This is a genomic window from Yersinia sp. 1252 StPb PI (assembly GCF_048593885.1).
GTDB classification, from domain to species: Bacteria; Pseudomonadota; Gammaproteobacteria; order Enterobacterales; family Enterobacteriaceae; genus Yersinia; species Yersinia enterocolitica_E.
The window spans coordinates 1-741 of sequence record NZ_JAZGQE010000439.1; the positions used below are offsets into that span (position 1 = coordinate 1).

Here is a 741-nt window from a genome sequence, read left to right on the forward strand (position 1 = left end):
ATGAGTTATATTTTTAATTAAAAGGATTTTAATATGACTGTGACTATTAAGTACCATGAAGAATTTAAAAATGAAACTATTTCTTCTTATACCTACTGGTGGGCCAATGATTTTGGTGATATAGCTTTGGAGTCGAGTGAAAGAGGATATGGTATTTACTCGGCTGGCCCAAATCCGCCCACCGTTGGTGTCAAATTCGCGATTCAAAGTAGCTCCCCTCAAAGTAAAGCCGCAATAGTGATAGAGTCTAAGGGAGTGCATGCGGCGGCGGTTAAGGAAGCTCACGGAGTGAAGTTATCCGAAGTATCTCCCATAATCCCCGGTGAAAACGAAAGTCTGCAATTTGGTGCGAATTTAATTCCTATTCCTGATATTAACTTGGAGGATCCTCAGTTTCATCACCTTCAACTCCAGCAAGTGCAACTGAAATTCAGCGGATTAGATATCTCAGATGATATTGATATCTCTATTTTAGAGACCCTTTATGCAATGTATAGAGATAATAGCTATCCAAGTGATATGGATCTTGGTGTCTATGGCCTGCTGAGGGGTAATAACGCTTCCATACTAAAAATCCTCGAATCCCAAGGTGTAGATATAAATATACCACTCAAAGATTTGGCGCTTGCCAGTCAGTTTGACGTTATTGTTGATATGCCAGTCATTGACACCTTGGCCGATAGCAGTGAGCTATTATTAGCCGCTTAACATTTAACAAAGTTGGTGTTGTATATTAACTTT

General features: G+C 39.5%; 1 protein-coding gene. It reads left to right on the top strand.

All coding sequences use genetic code 11. From position 1 onward, the window contains the following. Positions 1-33 precede the first annotated feature (33 nt). On the top strand, positions 34-708 hold the full coding sequence (locus V2A85_RS24180; protein WP_372560111.1) for a heme acquisition protein HasA: 675 nt from the start codon (positions 34-36) through the stop codon (positions 706-708). The last annotated feature ends 33 nt before the right edge of the window (positions 709-741 follow it).

Coding starts and splice junctions, on each gene's coding strand:
- V2A85_RS24180 (WP_372560111.1), top strand. CDS start 34: ATGACTGTGACTATTAAGTACCATGAAGAATTTAAAAATGAAACTATT.